12 protein-coding genes are annotated in these 20,228 nt (G+C 65.2%); 8 read left to right on the forward strand and 4 right to left on the reverse strand.

Features of this window, described 5'->3' with window-relative positions:
• Window positions 1-20 precede the first annotated feature (20 nt).
• Together EN850_RS06445 and EN850_RS06450 are read left to right on the forward strand one after the other, a co-directional pair.
• A complete protein-coding gene (locus EN850_RS06445; protein ID WP_135865721.1) occupies window positions 21-560 on the forward strand; it encodes a GNAT family N-acetyltransferase in 540 nt (179 codons plus the stop codon).
• An 88-nt stretch (window positions 561-648) separates the two neighbouring features.
• Window positions 649-1,725 (forward strand): OmpA family protein, encoded by a 1,077-nt coding sequence (locus tag EN850_RS06450; RefSeq protein ID WP_127869980.1) that lies wholly within the window; start codon window positions 649-651, stop codon window positions 1,723-1,725.
• A gap of 4 nt (window positions 1,726-1,729) precedes the next feature.
• Here the strand turns inward: EN850_RS06450 and EN850_RS06455 are convergent, their stop codons facing one another.
• Together EN850_RS06455 and EN850_RS06460 are read right to left on the reverse strand one after the other, a co-directional pair.
• Complete coding sequence (locus EN850_RS06455) at window positions 1,730-4,228, reverse strand: EAL domain-containing protein (protein WP_136090858.1); 2,499 nt, start codon at window positions 4,226-4,228, stop codon at window positions 1,730-1,732.
• A gap of 243 nt (window positions 4,229-4,471) precedes the next feature.
• Window positions 4,472-5,242 carry an IclR family transcriptional regulator gene (locus EN850_RS06460; RefSeq protein ID WP_136090859.1) on the reverse strand — a complete coding sequence of 257 codons (771 nt, stop codon included), beginning with the start codon at window positions 5,240-5,242 and terminating at the stop codon, window positions 4,472-4,474.
• Window positions 5,243-5,425: 183 nt separating this feature from the next.
• On the opposite strand from EN850_RS06460, the gene EN850_RS06465 reads away from it, so the two are divergent.
• From EN850_RS06465 to EN850_RS06485, 5 genes are all read left to right on the forward strand, one after another.
• Window positions 5,426-6,406, forward strand: a complete 981-nt coding sequence (locus EN850_RS06465; protein ID WP_136090860.1) for a tripartite tricarboxylate transporter substrate-binding protein — start codon at window positions 5,426-5,428, stop codon at window positions 6,404-6,406.
• Window positions 6,407-6,548: 142 nt separating this feature from the next.
• A complete protein-coding gene (locus tag EN850_RS06470) occupies window positions 6,549-7,085 on the forward strand; it encodes a tripartite tricarboxylate transporter TctB family protein (RefSeq protein WP_127869977.1) in 537 nt (178 codons plus the stop codon).
• 4 nt (window positions 7,086-7,089) lie between these two features.
• Complete coding sequence (locus EN850_RS06475) at window positions 7,090-8,613, forward strand: tripartite tricarboxylate transporter permease (RefSeq protein WP_136090861.1); 1,524 nt, start codon at window positions 7,090-7,092, stop codon at window positions 8,611-8,613.
• Window positions 8,614-8,628: 15 nt separating this feature from the next.
• Complete coding sequence (locus EN850_RS06480; protein ID WP_135929353.1) at window positions 8,629-9,813, forward strand: CoA transferase; 1,185 nt, start codon at window positions 8,629-8,631, stop codon at window positions 9,811-9,813.
• Entirely contained in the window at window positions 9,810-10,661 is an 852-nt protein-coding gene (locus EN850_RS06485) for a citryl-CoA lyase (protein WP_127281283.1), read from the forward strand. The genes EN850_RS06480 and EN850_RS06485 overlap by 4 nt, the downstream gene beginning before the upstream one ends.
• 3 nt (window positions 10,662-10,664) lie before the next feature.
• Here EN850_RS06485 and EN850_RS06490 read toward each other — a convergent pair whose 3' ends face one another.
• Window positions 10,665-11,141 (reverse strand): NUDIX hydrolase, encoded by a 477-nt coding sequence (locus EN850_RS06490; RefSeq protein WP_127869974.1) that lies wholly within the window; start codon window positions 11,139-11,141, stop codon window positions 10,665-10,667.
• A 126-nt stretch (window positions 11,142-11,267) separates the two neighbouring features.
• On the reverse strand, window positions 11,268-11,555 hold the full coding sequence (locus EN850_RS06495) for a hypothetical protein (RefSeq protein ID WP_245511698.1): 288 nt from the start codon (window positions 11,553-11,555) through the stop codon (window positions 11,268-11,270).
• A gap of 657 nt (window positions 11,556-12,212) precedes the next feature.
• Here EN850_RS06495 and EN850_RS37690 point away from each other — a divergent pair.
• Entirely contained in the window at window positions 12,213-20,216 is an 8,004-nt protein-coding gene (locus tag EN850_RS37690; protein ID WP_281407259.1) for an autotransporter outer membrane beta-barrel domain-containing protein, read from the forward strand.
• The last annotated feature ends 12 nt before the right edge of the window (window positions 20,217-20,228 follow it).

Here is a 20,228-nt window from a genome sequence, read left to right on the forward strand (position 1 = left end):
CGTAACGCGAGGCAAATCCAATGAATCCGACGCAAGCGACTGTCGCCCCCGTCATCGAGACGCCACGAACCATCCTGCGGCCACACCAGCTCGGCGACTTCGATGCCTATGCCACGATGTGGGCCGATCCGGTCGTCACCCGTTTCATCGGCGGCAAGCCGCGTACGCGTGAGGAAAGCTGGATGCGCTTCCTGCGTCACGCCGGCCTGTGGTCGCTGTTGGGCTATGGGTTCTGGGCCATCGAGGAGAAAGCGACTGGCCGCTTCGTCGGGGAGGCCGGGTTCCACGATCTGAAGCGCGACATGGAGCCGTCGATCGAAGGCATCCCCGAGGCGGGGTGGGCGCTCGCTCCGGCCGCGCATGGCGCTGGCCTTGCCACGGAGATCGTCAGCCGTGTGCATGGCTGGGGCGACGAGACGTTCGGACGTGCCAGAACCGTCTGCATCATCGATCCCGAAAATACGGCCTCGTTGAACGTCGCCAGGAAGTGCGGCTATACCGAGCTGACGCAGACCCTCTATCACGATGCGCCGACCATCCTGCTGGAGCGGCTGCCCTGAGTGGCGTCATCGACTGGACATACCCGCTCTGCTAGCATCGATCATCAAGCGAGGGGATCGATCGATGCATGCATTAAAGTCGACAATCATGAGGTTTTTCTGGGCGGGGCTTGTTCTCGCGCTGACAGTGCGGCTCGCGGCAGCCGACGCGACGGTGCCGACCGCCGATATCGGGGGCGCCGCCGACAATCAACTGGCCAAGCGCTACGAAGGCTCTTTCATCGTGTCCTACGCAAAGCTTGCCTTTACCGACTTCAGCGTACCGCTGTCGCCCCTGAAGCCAAGCGCAGATCCGGACGCGCGCGACGCCATGAACAATCGCGTTTTCGCGCCGGACAAGAAGGCCGAGGTGGAGGGTGCCCTGACCCGTATCGCCTATGTGCTGCCGGCCGAGCGCTCGCCGCTCGAGGTGCTGCGCAATTATCAGGATGTGATCAAGGCAGCAGGCGGCGAAGTCCTGTTCGAATGCAAGAAGGAGGAATGTGGCGGCGCTGCCGACCGCTCGTCGAGCGGCGGCGGCGGCGACATGAGCCTGACGATGTATTCCTTCCACGAAAGCGATCTCAAGGACGCGGCATTCTCCAATGGCGCTTGCGCGTTGGCTTCCGGCATCAACGACCAGCGCTATTTCTCGGCCAAGGTGCCACAGGACGGCGGCGACGCCTATATCACGGTACAGACCTATTCGTTGACCGACGATCTCTACTGCAAGGAACTCAACGGCCGCACCGTTGCCGTTGTGCAGGTGCTGGAACCCAAGGCGCGCGACAAGAAAATGGTGGTCGTCGAGGCGGCCAAGATGGCGGATTCGATTTCCGCCACCGGCAGCATTTCACTCTACGGCATCTTCTTCGACACCGGCAAGGCGGTCATCAAGCCGGAATCGGAACCAACGCTTAAGGAGATTTCGACGCTGCTGGCAAACGAACCCGATATGGCGGTCATCGTCGTCGGTCACACCGACAATCAGGGCGCCTTCGACTATAATATCGATCTGTCGTCGCGGCGTGCGCAAGCGGTCAAGAAGGTGCTGGTGTCGAAATATGGCATCGACGGCAAGCGGCTGACCGCCGCCGGCGCCGGCATGATGGCGCCCGTCGCCAGCAATGATGACGAGGCGGGCCGTGCCAAGAACCGCCGGGTGGTTCTGGTGAAACTGAACTGATCGTTTAGCCGGCCTTGCGACCCAGTTTCCGAGCAAGGTCGGCCCATGGATCGGCGCTCGGCGCGACCGGCGTGACGCTCCGGCCCAGCAGCACCGTCGAGGCATCGAACGGCGTCGGCCTGGCGATCCCGTAGCCCTGGGCATAGTCGACGCCGATGGTCTTCAGAGCGGCGGCGATGTCGTCGCTTTCGACGAATTCGGCGATGGTGCGCTTGCCCATGATCTTGCCGATATGGTGGATCATCTCGACCATGGCGCGGTCGATGCGGTCATCCAGCATGTCCTTGACGAAGCTGCCGTCGATCTTGAGGTAGTCGACCGGCAGGTGCTTCAGATAGGCGAAGGACGACATGCCGGAGCCGAAATCGTCGAGCGCGAAACGGCAGCCCAACCCGCGCAGGTCGGCCATGAAGCGCATGGCACTGGTAAGATTGGCGATGGCGCTGGTTTCGGTGATCTCCAGGCAGATCATGGCCGGCGAAATGCCATGGACGAGGAACTGCTCGCGCAGGAAGCCGAGAAACGTCTCGTCGCCGAACGTCGCTCCGGAAAGATTGATGGCGCATGTGGCAATCGGCGGCATGCGCTGATCGGCTTGCCGCGCCGCCAGGATGCGGAATGTATTGCGCACCACCCAACGGTCGATCGACGGCATCAGGCCGTAGCGCTCGGCGGCGGGAATGAAGCTCTGCGGGGTAACGAAGCCGCCGTCTTCATCGGTCAGCCGCAAGAGAATCTCGATATGCGCTCCAGCCTCGGCGACGTCGTCGTTGAGCGGCCAGATTTCCTGGGCATGAAGCCTGAAGCGATCTTCTTCGAGCGCGGCGTGCAGGCGCTGCACCCAGGCCATCTCGCCGTAGCGCTCGCGCAAGGCGACGTCGCCGTCGCTATGGATCTGGACGCGGTTGCGGCCTTTCTCCTTGGCCATGTAACAGGCGACGTCGGCGGCACGCAGTGCCTCCTCGATCGTCACATGCGTATTGGCGATCTGCACCATGCCGACACTGACGCTGGTGTTGAAAGGCCGGCCATCCCAGGCGAAATGCAGCTCCTGCACGGCGGCGCGCAGCCGTTCGGCGATGTCGGCCGCATTGTCCGCCTCGCAATCGATCAGCAGCACGCCGAATTCATCCCCGCCCAACCGGGCCAGCACGTCGCCCGGCCGCAGCTCGTTGATCAGCAGCGAGGAGATCTGGCGCAGCAACTGGTCGCCAGCGGCATGGCCGCACGTATCGTTGACCAGCTTGAACTGGTCGAGATCGAGATACATCAGCGCATGCTGGCGGGCCCCGTCCTGCAATTCGACGATCGTCCGTTCCAGCCGGCTTTCGAAATCACGCCGGTTGGCGAGCCCGGTCAGCGCGTCATGCGAAGCCTGCCAGGAAAGCCGCTCGATATAATCCTCTTCCCGGGTCATGTCGTGGAAGGCCAGCACGGCGCCGACGACCCCACCGGAAACGAGCAGCGGCGCGCCGGTCAGCGCGACCGGAACAACGGAGCCGTCCGGCCGCTGCAGCAATTGCGGACGGGCGCTGGAGCGGCGTGGCTCGCCGGCCAGCAGGCGTTCGATCAATTGAGGCTCTTCGACGCTGGTGTCCTTGTCCACCAGCCGAAACAGCGACGCCAACGGCTTGCCTCTGGCGGAGCCGAACGGGCATGCCAGCAATTTCTCGGCAACCGCGTTCATGTAGTCCAGCCGCCCATCGGGGCCGGTGCTGATGACGGCCTGGCCGATCGAAGCCAGCGTGACCTGGGCGCGCTCGCGCTCGGCGTTGAGCGCCAGCTGGAAGGCCTGGCGCTGCGCCAGAAGTTTGCGGGTGCGCCAGACGGCGAGCAGTATCAGCAAGGCGGCGGTGACGAGATTGGCAAAGGTGAGCAGCATCTTGATGAAGCGCGATCCTTCGCCGAGGCTGTCCGAGAAGGCCTTGGAGAGCGGGCTGATCTCTCGATCGAGTTGATGGATTTGCGTCTTCCAGGCGCTGATCTGGGCCAGGGATGCCGGGGCCTTGCTCAGTTTGTCGTGCATCTCGTCGCCGAGCTGCCGGATGGCGAGGATCATGACATCGGCCGCCGTCCAGTGCCGCACGGCGGCGTCGAGATAGCTGAAGCTACGGAAATTCTGGAACAGCCAGATCATCCCCGCAACGTCGTCCGGGTGGTTCCTGCCGTGCAGAAAACCCGCGCGTGCAGCCTGGGTGTCGGGCTCGGACTGCTCGAGGGCCAGACGGGCCGAGCGATCGGCCAGTGGAACGGCGATCGCGGCACGATACTCGCTGAAGAATTCCTCATTGCCGGTATCGGCGTAGAGGCTGAGGAAATAGATGGCGTGCTTTTGCCCCTTGGACCACTGGCTTTCGCCGCCGACATAGGCGCGAACCGCCGAAAGCGTATAGAGGCTCAGGCTGGCGACCAGCGCCTGAATGAGAACGACGGCGACGAACGGCCACACAAGCCCGAGAAGGCGGGGGCTTGCGTCCATCGATGACAGCTTCATCGAATTCATGGACGTGCCATGATCCTGTCAGCGCGTCCGTCCGGCTGTTTCATCCGCCGGTTGAGACGATGTTGCTCCCTCATGTCGCTCAGATGGCGACACCAATCCGGGTATCATGAGGGGCTTAACAGCAAATAAATAGTTTCCGGCTGCCGGGAATGACCGAATATTACGCTGCGTCAAGTAACAGCTTCAAGTTGAATCAGTTTGTATTCGAAACCTGGCGGCCCTCTTCCGGCCGTAGCCGCGCGGCTACGGCAGAGCGTCCGCCGCTAGGCTCGCCTGCTCCAGCATGGAGGCATCCTCGCCGAAGGCACGGGTGGCACGGGCCGCCGCCTCGAGCAGCGGGCGCTTCATGCGCTGCAGGAAGGCTGCGTCGACGCGCGTGCTTGGACCAGCCAGCGTCAACGCGCCAAGCAGCACATGTCCCGGCCCGAAAACCGGCGCCGACACGCCAGCAGTCTCGGGGTCGCGATCGCCCACGGCGAGACAGTTGCAGGTTTTGCGGATGGTTTCGTAGGGTTCGCCCTGCTGGCCGGAAAACGCTGCCAGCACGCGGCCGCCGGAGCCGGCCAGCAGAGGCAATACGTCGCCTTCGCGTATCGTGTAGCGGATCGGATGCTTGGATTCGACCCGATAGAGACAGGTGCGCACGTCTCCCGAGCGGACGTAGAAGGCAACGCTCTCCCAGCTTCGTTCTGAGAGCTCGCGCATGATCGGCAACAGGATGTCGACCGCCACGACCGAGCGCTGGTAAAGCGCGCCCAGCCGAAAGGCGGCGGGCCCGACACGGTAGCGCCCATCGTCGAGGCGCTCGAGCAGTTGGCCGCGCAACAGCGAATTGGCGAGCCGCAGGATCGTGCTTTTGTAGAGGCCGGTGCGCCCCGCGATTTCAGCCAGGCTAAGCGAGCGGTCGGCCGTGGTGAAAGCATCGAGGATGGCGATCGCCCGATCGAGTGCGGCAACACCGTCGGCGGACGCTCGGCGGATTTCCACATCGGCTGAGTTGGCTGGTAAGTCCATTGCGGTTCCAAATCGGAGAAGCCCGAGCGGAACCACTCTGTCGCGCCGCTGGAGGGTTCTGTCCAGCAGAATATCGTTCCTGTTGACGGAACGAGGTAAAATCTGCTTGAACTCGATCACGGGTCTGTGAACAGGCGCGTTTTGGCAGGCACCGGAGGAGGTGTCGTGATCTGGAGGAATCCCATGCTGAACAGACGCAGATTTTTGATGAGTACGGCGGCGGCGGCAGGCGCGGCCGGGCTGGTGGCATCGCATTTCTCACCCGCCTTCGCAGAAGGTGCACCGCAGATCCAGGTCTTCGTGCCGGCGGCACCCGGCGGCGGCTGGGACCAGACGGCGCGCACGATGGACCAGGTGCTGCGCAGCGAGAAGCTCATCTCGGGCTCGCAGATCACCAATGTCGGGGGCGCCGGCGGCACGGTCGGGCTGCCGCAGTTCATCAATCAGTGGGGCGGCAAGGGCAATTCGCTGATGGTCGCGGGCATGGTCATGGTGGGTGCCATCATCGCCAACAAGGCAGCCAACAACCTGACCCAAGTCACCCCCATCGCCCGTCTCACCGGTGAGTTCGAGGCGCTGGTGGTGCCGGCGGACTCGCCGTTCAAGACGGCCGCCGATTTCGTCGCGGCTCTCAAGGCCGATCCGACGAAGGTTCCAGTCGCGGGCGGTTCCGCCGGAGGCTCAGACCACATCCTGTTCGGCCTGATCGCCAAGACGGTCGGCGTTCCGGCCCCCAGCCTTTCCTACGTGCCGTTCGCGGGCGGCGGCGAGGCCTTGTCGGCGTTGCTCGGTAACCAGGTCGCGGCCGGCATTTCCGGCTTCGGCGAGTTCTCCGAGCAGGTCAAGGCCGGCGCGCTCAGGCTGCTCGCCATTTCGGCCGACAAGCGCCAGGACGGCATCGACGCGCCGACGCTGAAGGAAGCCGGCATTGATGTGGAACTGTTCAACTGGCGCGGCGTCTTCGCGCCACCCGGCGTTTCCGATGCCGACAAGGCGGCGATGATCACGCTGGTCGAGACCATGGCCAAGAGCGATGCATGGGCGAGCGAATGCAAGAACCGCAACTGGACGTCCATCCTGCTCACCGGCGACGATTATGCGAAATTCGTCGCCGAGGATTCGGCTCGCATCGAGGCCATCCTCAAGGATCTCGGTCTCGCCTGATTTTTCCCCAAGGGGCGGCTCGCGCCGCCCCTCATTTTTCAATCGCAGCCGACCGCAGGGAGGCGATCGGTCTAAAGGTGAAGGTACGGTGCAGGCTGGCTGCGGGCTGCCGCCGGTCTCGGCCATAACGGGGAGGACGTTCATGAGCACCATCAACCAGCCGGCGGCGCCCCCACGCCTTGCCGTACCGGAATTGTCGATCGGCATCGGCCTTCTGGCCTGCGCCGGGGCTGTCGCCTGGCAGACGCTGGCGATCCCGGTGTCGCCGCTCTATTCCAAGGTCGGTCCGACTGTCTTTCCCTATCTCACCATGGTCGGCCTCGTGGTGCTCTCCCTGCTGCTCATCCTCGCCGCACTTCGCGGCGGCTGGCAGCCGGAGGAGGAAAAGGAAACTTCGACCGACTGGAAGGCGATGGGCTTCGTCGTCATCGGTCTTCTGGCCAATCTGCTGCTCATCCAGCCGCTTGGCTTCACCGCCGCATCGGTCATCATGTTCGTTCTGGTCTGTTACGGCTTCGGCAGCAGGCACACGCTGCGCGATGTGCTTACCGGGCTGGTGCTGGCGCTGGCGGCTTATTTCGGCTTCGCCAAGGCGCTCGGCGTCAACATCGGCGCCGGCTTCATCGAGAACCAGTTGAATACGGTGATCGACGCCTTCACCAGCACGCTGGGAGGCTGAGACCATGGAAACGCTCGGCCATCTCGCACACGGTTTTGCGGTCGCATTCTCGCCGACAAATCTTTTGTGGTGCCTGCTCGGCACCACGCTCGGCACGGCCATCGGCGTGTTGCCCGGCCTCGGGCCGGCACTGACCATCGCGCTCCTCTTGCCGATCACCTACCAGGTGGCGCCGGAGGCGTCCTTCATCCTGTTCGCCGGCATCTATTACGGCGCCATGTATGGCGGCTCGACGACGTCGATCCTGCTCAACACGCCAGGCGAGAGCGCAACCATCGTCACCGCGCTGGAAGGCAACAAGATGGCCCGCTCCGGCCGCGGGGGCGCCGCGCTCGCCACCTCGGCGATCGGCTCCTTCGTCGCCGGCACGCTCGGCACGCTGGGCGTCGCCTTCCTGGCGCCTGTCGTGGTCAAGTTCGCGCTGGCCTTCGGCCCGGCCGAATATTTCTCGCTGATGGTGCTGGCCTTCATCACCGTTTCGGCGGTGCTTGGTTCATCGTCGGTGCGGGGTTTGACCAGCCTGTTTGCCGGCTTCGTAATCGGCATGATCGGCGTCGATCTGCAGACGGGCCAGCCGCGCTTCACCTTCGGCATGACCGAACTGCTCGACGGCGTCGACGTCATCATCGCCGCCGTCGGCCTGTTCGCGGTCGGCGAGACACTCTACATGGCCTCGCGCCGCTATGCCGGCAAGGACGAGATCGTGCCGCTGAAAGGCTCGCTCTACATGACGGCGGCCGAATGGGGGCGTTCGTGGAAAGCCTGGCTGCGCGGCGCCGCGATCGGCTTTCCGATCGGCGCCATGCCGGCTGGCGGCGCAGAGATCCCGACCTTCCTGTCCTATGCGATCGAAAAGAAACTGTCGAAGCACAAGGAGGAATTCGGAACGGTCGGCGCCATCGAAGGCGTTGCCGGGCCCGAGGCCGCCAACAACGCGTCCGCGGCAGGCGTGCTGGTGCCGATGCTGACGCTCGGTCTGCCGACCTCGGCGACGGCGGCGATCATGCTGTCGGCCTTCCAGAGCTACGGCATCAATCCCGGGCCGTTGCTCCTGACGACACAGGCCGACCTTGTCTGGGGCCTGATCGCCAGCCTGTTCATCGCCAACGTCATCCTGGTCATCCTGAACTTGCCGCTGATCGGGCTGTGGGTGCGGCTGCTGAAAATCCCGGCGCCGCAGCTTTATGCGGGGATTCTGGTGTTCGCCACTGTCGGCACCTATGGCATCTCGCAGTCGCCGATCGATCTCGTCATCCTCTATCTCCTGGGGGCCGCGGGCTTCCTGATGCGGCGCTTCGATTTCCCGACCGCGCCCGTCATCATCGGCATGATCCTGGGGCCGCTCGCCGAAACCCAGTTCCGCCGGGCGATGACCATATCGAACGGCGACTGGTCGGTGTTCTACAAGCATCCGCTGTCGCTGACCTTGCTGACGCTCGCCTTCATCGGCCTTGTCGGGCCGCATGTCTGGGCCTTCATCGAGGACCGGCGTCGTCGCGGGCCCGAACATGTGCCGGGCGATGCCTGAGCGATTTGCAAAGACATGACAGACCTGCTTTCCGGTATCCGCGTCCTCGACCTGACCAATGTGCTCGCCGGGCCTTACTGCGCCTATCAGCTGGCCTTGCTGGGAGCCGACGTGATCAAGGTCGAAGGCCCGCAAGGTGGTGACCTGGCGCGCCAGCTCGGCGGCTCGCCAAAGCTCAACAATGCCGGCATGGGCGCATCGTTCCTGGCGCAGAACGCCGGCAAACGGTCCGTCATGCTCGACCTCAAGCAAGAGGCGGATCGCGAGCGCTTCCTCGACCTGGTCGCCAGCGCCGACGCGCTGGTCGAGAATTTTCGCCCCGGCGTGATGAAGCGCCTCGGCCTCGGCTACGATGTGTTGAAGGCTGTGCGGCCCGGCCTCGTCTATTGCGCGATATCGGGTTTCGGACAGAGCGGGCCGATGCGCGACAACCCCGCCTATGACCAGATCGTCCAGGGCCTTTCCGGGATCATGAGCATAACCGGCACGCCGGAAACCGCGCCGCTGCGCGTCGGTTATCCCGTTGCCGACACGCTGGGAGGGTTGGTCGGGGCGTTCTCCATCGCCGCCGCACTGGTCCGGCAGAAGACATCGGGCGAGGGCGCGTTCCTCGACGTGTCGATGCTCGAATGTACGCTTTCGGCACTTGGCTGGCCTGTCTCCAACTATCTGACGGCAGGGGTCGATCCCAAGCCGATGGGCAACGAGAATATGACCGCGGCTCCCTCCGGCGCCTTCCGCACCAGCGACGGGCTCGTCAACATCGCCGCCAACAAGCAGGAACAGTTCGTGACGCTGTGCCGGCTGATCGGACGTCCGGACCTGGCGTCGAACCCGCGCTTTGCCGAGCGCGAGACGCGCAAGAAGAACCGCGCGGCGCTCAAGGCCGAGATCGAGGACGCTCTGGCAAGTGCGCCGGCGGCGGTTTGGGAAGAGGCGCTCAATCGAGCCGGCGTGCCGGCGGGCAGGGTCCTGACGATCCCGCAAGTGCTGACCGAACCACAAGTGCTCGAGCGCCAGATGACGGCTCGTTTCGAGGATGTGGCCGGCATGGACGGGCCGCTCACCGTCCTGCGCGGCGGGTTCATGGTCGACGGCACGGCACCGTTGCCGACACGGCCGCCGCCGGTGCTGGGCGAGCACATGGACGAGGTGTTCGCCGGCCTGCCGCCGCGCGCCAAGGCAAAGGCCAGGGCATGAGCGGCGTGGAGAAGAAAACGGGCCGCGAGCGCGGTGAGGAATGGTGGCGGACCGGCATCATCGAGATGAGCCCCGGCATGATCCGGCTGCGCGGCTACGAGATCCAGGACCTGATCGGCCGTGTCAGCTTCCCCGCCATGATCTGGCTGATGCTGCGTGGCGAACTGCCCAGCGAGGACCAGGCGGCACTGCTCGGCATCGCTTTGGGGGCGGCCGTCGACCACGGGCCGCAGGCGCCGTCGATCGCCATCGCCCGCATGGCGGCAACCTGCGGCGTCGGCATCAACAGCGCTATGGCCTCTGCCATCAATGTGCTTGGCGACGTGCATGGCGGAGCCGGCGAGCAGGCGCTTTCGATCTATGGCGATATTGCCGTGGCGCTCGAGGGCGGCATTGCCCTCAATAAGGCGGTCTCGGCACGCCTCGACCGGTTCTTCGCGGAGGAAGAGGGCTACGTGCCGGGGCTTGGCCATCGCTTCCATCCTGTCGATCCACGCGCGCCGCGCCTGCTGGAACTGGTCAGAGATTTTGCCGCGCATGGCGTCGTCAATGGACGGTACGCCGACATCGCCGAGGCGGTCGAGGCCGATGTCGCGCGGCGCAAGGGCAAAAAAATCCCGCTCAACATCGATGGCGCCACCGCCGTCATCTACGGCGAACTCGGCTTTCCGCCGCCGCTGACGCGTGGCCTCTTCGTGCTGTCGCGGTCTGTCGGCATCCTGGCGCATGCCTGGGAGCAATCGCAGCAGGCCGAGCGGAACAAGGGGCCGCTGCCGCGCGAATGGCTGTGGGCCTATAGTGGCCCGCCGGCGCGGCCGGTTCCTGGGGACGAGGGCATCGAGAATTGAGGCTTATGGCCGCACGAGCGTCGTGGGCTCGGGCAGCGTCAAGGTGCTCACCAGCGTCGAGAGATCGGGCTCGTCGATGAGCATCGCGGCGTCGGCCGGCGCCAGCCATGCCCGCTGCCGCCGTTTGGCTTCCTGCCAGTCGGCGAGCTCTTCCGTCACTTCCAGCAGAAACACGATGACGTCGACGCGGACAAAGCGGTTGGCCAGGCGTTTCCAGTAGGAATAGGTGCCCGCCGGCCGCTTCAGCGTCTTGCCACGCACGCCGGCTTCCTCCAGCGCCTCGATAGTGGCTGCCTTGCGCCCGCTCTTGCCTTTCATCGGCCACCCCTTGGGCACGATGAAGCGTCTCGTCGTTCTCGACGTGACCAGCATCACCTCGATGTCTCCGCGCGCGTTCAGCCGAAAGGGAATCGCCGCCACCTGGCGGATCCTTTCGCCTTTCTTGGCCTGGCGTACGGCCTTTTTCTTGGTGGCTGCCATCTTAACAATCCAGTCGCTGCAATGCCCCTTAGCGTGATGCGATGCCTTTGCAAAATCCAAACGACCGCGGGGGCACCCAAAGTGCCCTATCATGTAAGTCGGCTAAATAAAAGAAGGTGCCGTCTGTCAGCGGCAGGTGCTGACGGCGGTGTTGCCGATTATCTGCGTCTGGCAGCTCGGCCTGACCTGCGGAACGACAGGCGGCGGCTGCTGGACGATGACGCGATCCTGGGCACGATACTGCTGTTGCTGCTGCTGAAATTGCTGCCGCTGAACCTGGTTCTGCAAGGCCTGCAGATCATTCTGCTGGATGATCACATTGTTTCTGGCCGCTGGATTGATCACCTGCGCGGAAGCGGGCGATGCAAAGCCAGCGGAAGCCGCCCCAGCCAGCACCGCCAATGCGAAAATCATCGATGAACGACGCATGCACACCCGCCCATTCCTGCAAAAAATCTCATCAAGCCGGATATATAGGGTGTTTGTCCGGCGATGCCATGGCGAGAATGGTGATCGCCCTCACACCAACCGCACCCGAGTACTGACTGCCACCAAGTCCCGGGACGCAGATTGCCGTCATATGACGACTATGAAAAGCAGATGGCTTTGGTCAGTGTCCCTTACGTAAGTTTTCGGTTCCTTCTGGCGCAAGTTTATGTATTCTAATTGAGCCAGTACTTCACAAGCGGGACTGCGGACTGCCGGCCTCAATGCATTGAACCTTATTGCAAAGTGCCGGCATTTTATTGCGTGGACTGACCGTGGCGGGGGCGCCTAACTCAAGGAGGGATTGGGAGCGCCTGCTCTAAGGGGGCTAAGTGCATGGCGTTGTTCTCAAGGCGCTCTTTTGAGTGCGCGGATTTTGAGTGCGCGGATTTTGACGGCGAAGCGGTCGGACGCCGTTCCTCTATGCCGATCCTGGCGGGAACCCGACTTCCCCGGGTTGCAGAATCTCCGGTGGCCGGAAACCCTCGTCTGGCAGTCATGGCAGCGCGGCTGACCCTGTTGCTTGGTGCCACGGCTCTGAGCGGTTTTGCCCTTCTGCACACAAGCCCAGTCCATGCGCAGGTCGTGATCAATCACGACGGTGCGCCCGGAGACAACGGCGCAAATGTGATCGGCGATGCCGATGCGGATGACGGCCATCCTCCCACCGGACCGGTCAACTACACAAATAATGATCCGCAATCGAGCGTCGGCAGCGCCTTTGTCGGCAGCGCCGTTGGCGGCAGAGGCGGCAATGGCGGCTCGACCGTCGAGCCAACCATTGTCCCTCCCTTCTTCGAGGTCGATGGCGGCAATGGCGGTAATGGGGCCAAGGGTGGCGTCGTCGATATCACGAATACGGCCCAGTTGCAGACCAGTGGCGCCTCCGCGAGCGGCATCAGTGCAAATGCAAGTGGCGGCGATGGCGGCGATGGTGGATTTGCCTTCCATCTGCTGCTGATCAACGGTGGTACCGGTGGCAGAGGCGGCGACGGCGGCACCGCGACCGTGACGACCACATCGACCAGCAACATCACAACGACAGCGGACCTGGCGAACGGTATCACCGTCAACGCCAGTGGCGGCAATGGCGGCAATGGCGGCACCGCCGTCGGCGGCATCGGATCCGGCAAAGGTGGTGATGGCGGTTCCGGCGGCAATGGTGGCTCGGCGTCGGCGGACAATGCAGGCGACATTCACACGCAAGGTACCTTTTCAAAGGGCATCCTGGTTCGCTCGGCCGGTGGCTCCGGCGGCGACGGAGCGCAGGGAACCGGAATTATCAACGGTGGCGGTGGCAATGGCGGCGTGCCGACCGTCGGCGGCTTGGCGGATGGCAAGAATTCCGGAAACATCACCACGATGGGCGACTTCGCCAGCGGTATGGTCATCCAGTCCGTCGGCGGCGGTGGCGGAGATGGCGGCGGAGCCTTCGGCTTCTTCGGCGGCGGCGGCTCGGGCCAAGACGGAAACAATGGCGGCACAGCGACCGGCACCAACACGGGTTCCATCACCACCAACGGCGTCGGCGCCATCGGCATGCTGGTTGAATCGGTCGGCGGTGGTGGCGGCGACGGCGGCGGCGCGATCGGATCGATCGCACTCGGCGGATCCGGCGGCGGCGGCGGCAAGGGCGGCAGTGTCTTCGGCAATCTCGGGGGCTCGATCAAGACCGGCGCCGACGGCAGCGGCGACGGCGCGATCGGCATCGTCATCCAGTCGATCGGCGGTGGTGGCGGCAATGGCGGTTTCGCCATCGCCGGCGGCCCGGTGGTCGCGGTCGGCGTCGGCGGTTCCGGCGGTGCGGCCAGCAATGGCGGCGACGTCAACGTCCAGCAGGCCGCCGGCGGTCCAACGGTCGAGACGAGCGGAATCTCTGCCATCGGCATACTGACGCAATCGGTGGGCGGCGGCGGCGGCAATGGGGGCGGCAGCTATACGGTCAGCGGAGCGGTTTCGGCCTCGATCGGCGGCAAGGGTGGCGCGGGCGGCGCCGGCGGTAACGTCATCTACAATGTCGGCATCTCGCATGTGACGACGCATGGCACCGACTCGACCGGCATCCTGACCCAGTCGGTGGGTGGCGGCGGCGGCAATGGCGGGTTTGCGTTGTCGATCTCCGCGCTTATCTCGGTCGGCGTCGGAGGCGAAGGCGGCCCGGGCGGCAAGGGCGGCACGGTCAACATGACGACCGGCGGCAGCGTCGAAACATTCCAGGATCGCTCCGCCGGCATCATCGCGCAGTCGATCGGCGGCGGTGGCGGCAATGGCGGCGGCAGCGTCGCAGGCAGCGCCGGCGTCAGTGTCGGCATCGGCAGGAAAGGCGCCGGCGGCGGCACCGGCGATGCGGTCACCTTCAACGGCACCCAGTCCGATGTGACGACGCATGGCGCGGATTCGGCCGGCATCATCGTGCAGTCGGTTGGCGGCGGCGGCGGCAATGGCGGCTTTTCGATCGCCGTCTCGGCCATCGTTTCCGTGGGCGTTGGCGGCAGTGGCGGCGCCGCCGGCGATGGCGGCGTTGTCGATGCGCGTTCCAATGGCAGCGTGACAACGTCCAACGATCGGTCGGCCGGCATCATCGTGCAGTCCATTGGCGGCGGCGGCGGCAATGCCGGCGCGGTGATCAGCGGCAGCCTGGGCGTGAATGTCGGCGTGGGCGGCAGCGGCGCGGGCGGCGGCAAAGGCATGGCCGCCAGCTTCTTTACGGACAATTCCGTCGTCAAAACCGCGGGTGCCGATTCGATCGGTATCCTTGTCCAGTCGATCGGCGGCGGTGGCGGCAATGGCAGCTTCGTCGGTGGCCTCGGCTTGGCCGCGTCTGTCGGCATCGGCGGCAGCGGCGGCGTTGCGGGCGACGCCAGTGCGGTCAAGATCACCGACAATGGCGGCTCCGTCACCACGACACGCGAGCGGTCTTCGGCCATGGTGGCACAGTCGATCGGTGGTGGCGGCGGCAATGGTGGCGGCGTCGTCGCGCTCGGTGCCGGCGTCAACATCGGCATCGGCGGAAAGGGCGCAGGCGGCGGCGTTTCCAGCACGGTCGACGTCATCAACGCGGCCGCGCTCAGCACCGGGGGCTACCAGTCGCACGGTATCCTGGCACAATCGATCGGCGGCGGTGGGGGGTCTGGCGGCTTCAGCGTCACCTTGGGCGGCCCGTCCTTCTCGCTGGGCGGTACCGGCGCCTCGGCGGGCACGAGCGAAAAGGTGTTTGTCAACAACTCCGGCAAGATCGATACGGGTGGCGACCTGTCCAACGGCATCTTCGCGCAGTCGGTCGGTGGGTCCGGCGGCGACGGCGGCTTTGCCGTGGCCGGCGGGCTGTTCGCCGCCGTCGGCATCGGCGGCGCGGGCGGCGGTGGCGGCGCGGGTGGCGTCGTCGAGGTTATCAACAACGCCAACATCACAACCAAGGGCGCGCTCTCGAATGGCATACTGGCGCAGTCGGTCGGCGGCGGCGGCGGCAATGGCGGCAGCACCGGGGCCGTTGCCGTTGGCGCGTTCGGCGCGGCCGGCGTGGCGCTTGGCGGCGGTGGCGGCGACGCGAATCTAAGCAAGGAGGTCACGGTCACCCACAAGGGCGACATTCACGTGGCGGGAGCCGGCTCCAAGGGCATTCTTGCTCAGTCAGTCGGCGGTAGCGGCGGCAATGGCGGCAATGCCTATTCCGGCGCCTTCAGCGGCGGCCTTTATTTCTCCGCCGCCGTGGGTGTGTCGATTGGCGGCACTGGCGGCGACGGCGGCCCTGGCGGCAAGGTTACGGTCAAGGCGGACGGCAACATCATTGCCGATACCGATGCGGTCGGGTCGGGCGGCATCGTCGCGCAGTCGATCGGCGGCGGCGGCGGCAATGGCGGGCGGGCGACCACAATCACCGGTGCTGTCAGCACCGACGCCAGTGTCAGCCTGGGTGTTACGGTTGGCGGCTGGGGCGGCGATGGCGGCAGAAGCGACCTGGTGACGGTCGACACTGGCCTGAACGGTGGCGGCAGCATCGTCACCAGTGGCTATCAGGCGGTCGGCATTCTTGCCCAATCGGTCGCCGGCAGCGGTGGCAATGGCGGCGATTCCTGGGGGGCGGCCGGCGGTTACGGCAACGATGTCGCCATCAATGCGACGGTCAGCATCGGCGGCGGTGGCGGCGACGGCAATGTCAGCGATGACGTGCTCGTCCACAACGCCTTGACGGTGCAAACCGCCGGCGACATGAGCGCGGCCATCATGGCTCAGTCGATCGGCGGCGGCGGCGGCAATGGCGGCTCGACCAATGGCGCGACCGCCGATCTCGGCGGCGGCGAGGGGGTCAACGTCGCGGTCAATGTCGGTGTCGGCGGCGGCGGCGGCACAGGCAATACTTCCGGCGCGGTCGACGTGATCAACAGCGGCAACCTGACGACCACGGGCGATTTCTCCTCGGGCATCGTCGCGGAGTCGCTGGGCGGCGGCGGCGGCATGGGCGGCGCGAGCAACGCCAAGGCGTTCCATCTGGGCGGCACCAGCGAGACGAGCGTCACCGTCAATGTCGGCATCGGCGGTAAGGGCGGGTCCGGAAACGATGCGGCGATGTTCCGCCTTGATGGCGGCGGCAATGTCATCGGCGCCGGCGTGCATGTCGACAATTCCGGCGTGATCCGGACCCAGGGTTTCAATTCGATAGGCATACTAGCTATGTCGGTCGGCGGCGGCGGCGGCGGCGGCGGAGCGGCCTCGACCGACGAGGAGATCGTCGGCGGCGGCAGCGAGGGCGAGACATCCGTGGGCATCGGCGCGGCCATCGGCCTTGCTGCCGGCGGCGCCGGCAATGGCGGCACCGTGTCGGTCACCAACCGGAGCCTGATCGTCACCGATGGCGCCGATTCCTACGGCATCTCGGCCAACTCCATCGGCGGCGGTGGTGGCGTCGGCGGTTCGGCGACATCGGGCGTTCTCGGCAAATATGCCATCGGCGGCGCGCTCGGCGGGGCGGGCGGCGGCGGCGGCAGTGGCTTCGAGGTCGACGTTTTCAATCTTGGGACGGCCGAAATCTGGACCAAGCAGGAGCGCTCGATCGGCATCTTCGCGCAGTCCGTGGGTGGCGGCGGTGGCGCCGGCGGTGCCGGCGAGAGCACCGGAAAGACCGATGACTCGGAAGTCAGCGTCAACCTCTCGCTCGGCGGATCGGGCAAGGTCGGCGGCGACGGCGGCAAGATCGTCGTCGAGAACAGCGGCTACATCCACACCGAGGCGGCCTATTCGCACGGCATCATGGCGCAGTCGATTGGCGGCAGCGGCGGCGTCGGCGGCGCTTCCGGCACTTCGGCCAAGGACTCCAATGTGGCCATTACGCTCAGCCTCGGCGGAGCCGGTGGCGACGGCGGCAAGAGCGATTTCGTTCATGTCACGAACTTCGACACGGGCGAGATTCTGACCAAGGGCGACAATTCCTATGGCATCTTCGCGCAGTCGATTGGCGGCGGCGGCGGTGCCGCCGGTGCTGGTTCGACCGAGACGGGCAGCGCCGAGACGTCTGTGTCCCTGGCAATCGGCGGCCTGGGTGGAGTAGGCAGCCGCGGGGGTGACGTGACGGTCGACAACCACGGCAAGATCACCACCCTGGGCTACCTCTCGCACGGTATTTTTGCGCAGTCGGTCGGTGGCGGTGGCGGCGCATCGGGTGCCGCGGCCAACACCTCGAAGGCCGACATGACGATCGGCGGCGCGGCCTCGTTGCCAAGCGGCGACGGCTCCAATGGCGGCCATGTCATCGTCAACAATGACGGCGCCATCGAGACCTGGAAGGACGGCGCGCTCGGCATCTTCGCCCAGTCCATCGGCGGCGGCGGCGGTTATGGCGGCGTGGTGTCAGCAGACACGGCAGGCGATGAATCGGTCGCCCTGCAGCTTGGCGGCTTCGGCGGCAATGGCGGTAATGGCGGGCAAGTGGATGTCACCGTTTCCGGCACCATCATCACCCACGGCGAACGCGCTCATGGCGTGGTCGCGCAATCGGTCGGCGGCGGTGGCGGCTATGGCGGTGACGCCAAGGGCAAGAGTTCGAACGCGTTGGCCATTGGTGGTGTCGGCGGCAAAGGCGGCGATGGCGGCGACGTCACCGTCATCCGCACCGGCACGATCACCACCACCGGCAAGGATTCGATCGGCATCATCGCACAATCAGTGGGCGGCGGCGGCGGCATCGGTGGTGCGGGCTTCGGCCGCTTTGGCGCCGACGACGATGGCGGCGGGCCAAATGCCATCGGCTTCAACACGCCCGGCGGCACCAAGGGCACCGGCGGCAAGGTGACCATCATCCAGTCGGGCGCGATCGAGACCGATGGCGACCGTGGCCACGGCATCGTCGCCCAGGCGGTTGGTGGCGGCGGTGGCGCCGGCGGCACCGATTCGCTCGGCATGGGCCAGTCGGCCGCGGGCTCGCAAGGTGGTGTCGGCGACGCCGCGGCGGCATCCGCCAGCACCGACAGCCGGGTCTGGGTGAAGGGCGCGAGTGCCTATGCCATGTTCGGGCAGAGCGCGACAGGCAATGGCGACGCCCATGCGGTCGACCTGACGGCGGGTGACAGCCTGTTCGCACAAGGCGCGGATTCGGTGGCTGTCTATGGCGAGAGCACGGCCAAGGGCGCCAAGGGCAACATCACCATCAACCTCAATGGCCAATATACGATCGGTGGGGCCGGAACCGGTGTCGCGGCGATGCTCGTCGGCGGCGCCGACAACACGCTGACCAACCACAGCCTGCTCTACGCGATGGGGGCGACGCCGACTTTCGAGATCCAGGCAGCGCAGTTCCAGGCGTTTCAGGCTTTCCTGCTTGCGCCCGGCCCGGTGGTGCCGACAAACGCGATCCTGGAATCGCTGCTGGACGATTTCAGTCCGCTCGCCATCACCGGCACATCGGGCGATGACCATGTCGACAATTCCAAGGCGGCCGACACGTTGGGACGCGTCATCGGCAACATCGATCTCGGCGGCGGCAACAACAGCTTCCACAATTTCGCCGATTCCTCGATGGTCGGCCTCAAGACCATCGATCTCGGCGGCGGGCTGTTCACCAATGATGGGCTCTATACCAACCAGGGCATCGGCGTGGTTGCGAAAGTGGATGTCGGCGGCGGCTTCAAGCAGGTTCTCTCCGGCGACTTCGTCACCGACGTGGACCTCAACAACCAGATCACCGATGCGCTGGCGCTGACAGGCGCTGGCGACTTCAACGGCGAGGCTCCGTTGAACTTCCTCACGATCGACAAGCTGTTCACCGAATATGTGGTGGCCAAAGGTTCGGCGATGACCGATTCCGGCATCGAGGCGAAAACCCTGCATCCGGCAGTGGGCTTCAACTTCCAGTTCAAGGTGGATAACGGCACCGATCTCGTTCTCTACGCCGACAATCCGACCTTCCTCGAACTGGCGCAGGATCCCGGTTCCGGAACCACCGATCCGGGCGTGTTCCAGTTGGCGCAGTATCTCGACGACGTCGAGGCGGCCTCGACCCCGGACAACCCGATGGCGCGGTTGATCAACATGCTGCGCTTCCTGCCCAACGAGCAGGAACTGGGTGCCGCGCTGACGCGACTGACGCCGCACTATGCGGTGCATGCCTTCGACATGATCAACCGCGAGGCCGACATCATGTTGGAAACGGCGCGCGAATGCACCGGTGTGCCGGCCTACAAGAACCCCGACGGCCGCTGCATCTGGGCGACGATCAGTCCGCAGGCCGAATACAGCCGCGACGCGGGTGCCGGGACCACCAGCCGCGACGACGTCCTGAAGACCATGTCGCTTGGCGGCATCGGCGAGGTCGGCCAGAACTGGTCGCTGGGCGCCACCATCGGCCGTACGGAATTCGACTCCAAGATCGACGCCAACGGCGAACTGCTGTCACAAACCACCGGTGAGGCCTGGCAGGCCTATGCGCTGGCGAAGTACGCCGACAAGAATTACTTCATCGACTTCGCGCTCGGTGGCGGCACCGGTTCCTTCAAGAGCGAACGCGATACCCATATCGATCCGGCGTTCTTCATTCCCGGCGAAACGCTGATCGGCGATTATCTGGACGAGGAAATGCTGCCCGGGATCGGCAACAGCGTCACCTACACGCAGAAGACCGCTCAGTTCGGTGGCTCGGCACGGCTTGGCTTCACGCAACAGATGGGCGCGTTCTACCTGCAGCCGACCTTGCAGTTCGACGCGCGCTGGCTGCGTGTTTCGGGAAAGGAAGAGGGGTCGGCTGCCGGTTTCAACTTCGACGGATCGGCGGACACCTTCTATGCGGCGACGCCGGCGCTCGAAATTGGAACCGACATCGCACTCAGCGACATTGCCAGCCTTCGCCTCTATGGAAAGGCTGGGGTGGAGTTTTCAACCAAGGAGTGGGAGATCGAAGGACGCTTCGCGGCTGCGGAGAATCTGCCCGGCAACCCGGCATTGCACTTGACGGAGGCGATCGATTCGCCGCTCTATCGGGTCGGCGCCGGCCTCGAGTTGAATGGCGTCAATGGCGTCGGCATGTCCGTCAGGTATAGTGGCGCCTTCGGGGAAACGGTCAAACAGAATGCAGTCAGCGCGTCTCTCAAGGTCAGTTTCTAGGCTGGCTCGAGG

It is taken from the genome of Mesorhizobium sp. M8A.F.Ca.ET.207.01.1.1 (assembly GCF_004794715.1).
Taxonomy (GTDB): Bacteria; Pseudomonadota; Alphaproteobacteria; order Rhizobiales; family Rhizobiaceae; genus Mesorhizobium.